The sequence below is a fragment of the Daejeonella sp. genome (genome assembly GCF_037719425.1).
GTDB lineage: Bacteria > Bacteroidota > Bacteroidia > Sphingobacteriales > Sphingobacteriaceae > Daejeonella.
Genome location: NZ_JBBJNI010000112.1, coordinates 8941 through 11916 on the forward strand (window position 1 = coordinate 8941; position 2976 = coordinate 11916).

General features: G+C 42.1%; 3 protein-coding genes. 2 read left to right on the forward strand and 1 reads right to left on the reverse strand.

Annotated elements, in window-relative coordinates; genetic code table 11:
- Positions 1-1067 (reverse strand): Ig-like domain-containing protein (locus WKF69_RS14030; RefSeq protein ID WP_340382703.1); only part of this gene is annotated, 1067 nt, incomplete at its 3' end.
- Positions 1068-1277: 210 nt separating this feature from the next.
- Between WKF69_RS14030 and WKF69_RS14035 the strand changes: the two genes are divergently transcribed.
- Both WKF69_RS14035 and WKF69_RS14040 read left to right on the forward strand, forming a co-directional pair.
- Complete coding sequence (locus WKF69_RS14035) at positions 1278-2267, forward strand: aspartate-semialdehyde dehydrogenase (protein WP_340382704.1); 990 nt, start codon at positions 1278-1280, stop codon at positions 2265-2267.
- Positions 2268-2619: 352 nt separating this feature from the next.
- Positions 2620-2976, forward strand: a 357-nt coding sequence (locus tag WKF69_RS14040; RefSeq protein WP_340382705.1) for a sigma factor, incomplete at its 3' end; no start/stop codon positions are given.

The window sequence follows — 2976 nt, forward strand, 5'->3', positions numbered from 1 at the left end:
TTGGTATTATTACGAAGCTCGACAAATTCAACCGACGGGAGATCAATTTGTGGTGTAGGGTCGGCAAATATTTCATTGATGACAACGTCCCCAAATTTCGCAACGAAAGGCTTAATGTAGGTAAAGGAGCCACTATTATTTGGACCTATTAGATTTCCATTTCTGTCTTTAACATTTGTGACTGAAACTAAATATGTTCCGCTGGTTAAAGCATTGATCAGCCTCAATCTAAATTTGGCAGGATCATTTGTTGTTTGGATCTGGCTAACTGACCCCGGATTATTATTAAGTACATAATTTGATGCAGTTTTTGCACTTAAACTATCGATAGCTTCATTGAAAGTAATCTCAAGAGTATTAGAATCTATGTTTGAAACAGAGCTTACAACTGGAGGTGATGTGTCAGTTACTATCGAGGCGATCTTAATATCATCAATAAAGTGTTTAAGAAAGAATGATGCAGTAGATTGCTGCACAAGAATGCCAAAATGAGACGAGGTAATATGAGACACGTCTACAACATTTCCTTCTGGAACATAAGATGAACTACTCGATACAATCTCCCGTTCCAGCGTAAAGTTACCGACCATATCACGTTTTAACCTAATCTTAATTGTGTTGTTTGATAAACCAACAGAGCCATTCGCTCCATCGATTATTTTTACGCTGCTTCCTGTTGTTCCGGAACGTTTGTAAAGGCTTATCTCATCGTCAGTATTCCCTATCCGAACGAAATAGCCATTTATAAGAGGAGCCTTGAGGTCTGCCTTATCGGATATCACATAGACATCGATGTAGTTTGAGCCTGAAGTACTGAATTGCAGATTTACCCAAAACTCCCACTGGGCATTGCTCGCTAATGTACTTTGTGTACTCAGGAAGAAACTAGAATTTGCTGCGTTTGAGTTTGATCTCAGTTTGTTATCGATTACCATGAAATCCACGGCATTATTGCTGCCAGTCCAAACGGGGTTAGTTGTAAAGTTCCCATCGCTGAAGTCCTCATTAAGTTGCGCTCGCAAAACGGTAGTTGAGAAAATGAGGAAAATAATTAGTACTTGTTTCATATTGATTGGAATGAAACGTAAAAGTCTACAACGGCCTAGTTACTTTCAGAGGCAATGAGTTTAAGGCAGTATCCCTTGTGTTTGGGGCAAAAAAACCTGTAAATTGATCCCTCAAACCCTTTATCTCAATCATTTACCCCCTAAACCCCCAAATTTTCCCCATCTTTGCCCCAATTAAACATTATTAACAATTTTAAACCCAATTCAAAAATGAAAGTCGCAGTAGTAGGCGCTACCGGCCTTGTAGGTTCGGTGATGTTAAAAGTTTTAGCAGAGCGCAATTTCCCCGTTAGTGAATTGATCCCCGTAGCTTCTGCAAAGAGCGCGGGTAAACAGATTGAATTCAAGGGAAAGAAGTACACTGTGGTGACGATGGATGATGCCGTTGCCATGAAGCCGGATGTGGCTTTATTTTCAGCAGGCGGAAGCACCTCCCTGGCGGATGCGCCGCGTTTTGCAGCAGTGGGTACCACGGTTATCGATAATTCTTCGGCATGGAGAATGGATCCGGATAAGAAGCTGGTAGTACCGGAAGTGAATGCACATGTACTTACGTCTAACGACAAGATCATTGCCAATCCAAATTGTTCAACCATACAAATGGTAGTGGTTTTAAAGCCGCTCCATGATAAATATAAAATTAAACGGGTTGTGGTTTCAACCTATCAGTCAGTTACAGGTACCGGTGTAAAAGCCGTTGACCAGATGATGAATGAGCGGAAGGGGATCACCGGTGAGATGGCTTATGCCTATCCGATCGATCTGAATGTAATTCCGCAGATCGATGTGTTCACCGACAATGGCTACACCAAGGAAGAAATGAAAATGATCCTTGAAACTAAAAAGATCATGGGCGATGATTCCATCCGCGTTACGGCAACAACTGTCCGCATCCCGGTAATGGGCGGCCACTCTGAATCGGTGAATATTGAATTCGAGAATGATTTTGATCTTGCTGAGGTTCGTGCGATTCTTGAAAAAGAAGAAGGTATTATAGTAGTTGATGATCCGGCTAACCTGAAATATCCCATGCCAATGGACGCCCATGAGAAAGATGAGGTGTTTGTAGGCCGGATCAGAAGGGATGAGTCGCTTGAGAAAACACTGAACCTTTGGATCGTTGCTGATAATCTCCGCAAGGGAGCTGCAACAAATGCGGTGCAGATCGCTGAGTATTTGAAGAAGAATGAACTGATCTAGAACCGAAGTCTGATTACTGATCACTGATTACCGATTACCAGAAGCCCGGTCAACAACGCCGGGCTTTTTTCATTAACTCGCCTTACTAAGAGATAGCGAAGTGTTGATACGGCTTTGCCGAGGTCCTGCCCACTACCCCCAGAGGATATTTGTCGCATATTGATTACCTTTATTAGCTGCATCGATCACAATATGGGCTTCGATCACGCCTGATCAGGAACTTTTGTGTTCGTACAGCTTGCGCCTGGCCATAAAATTTGAGGGTTACGCCAATGTTAAATTAATTAGTCTTTTTCATAAATTTTTCTAATATTTACGATACCCTGTTTAGCTATCCTAAAATTCTCTTCCAATGCAAAAAAATGAAATTTGCGATTCTGAACTTATCTCGAAGATCCGGGATGGGGAAGAGGCTGCATTTCGCATTGTTTTTGATAAGTATTCTGCCAGGCTCTATAACTTCAGCTTCCGGTTTCTGAAGAATAAAGAGCAGTGTCAGGAAGTGGTTCAGGAAGCCTTCCTGAGCTTCTGGCTGAACCGGGCTAAATTGGATGAAAGTTATCCTGTTGCACCATTTCTTTACACCATCACCCGCAGGTTAACGTTGAATTCATTAAGAAAGACCGCTAACTCCGAAACGGCGATCAACAAACTCTGGGTCAATATGCAGAAGGTAAGTAATGAAACCGAGGAAGTGGTATTGCTAGAT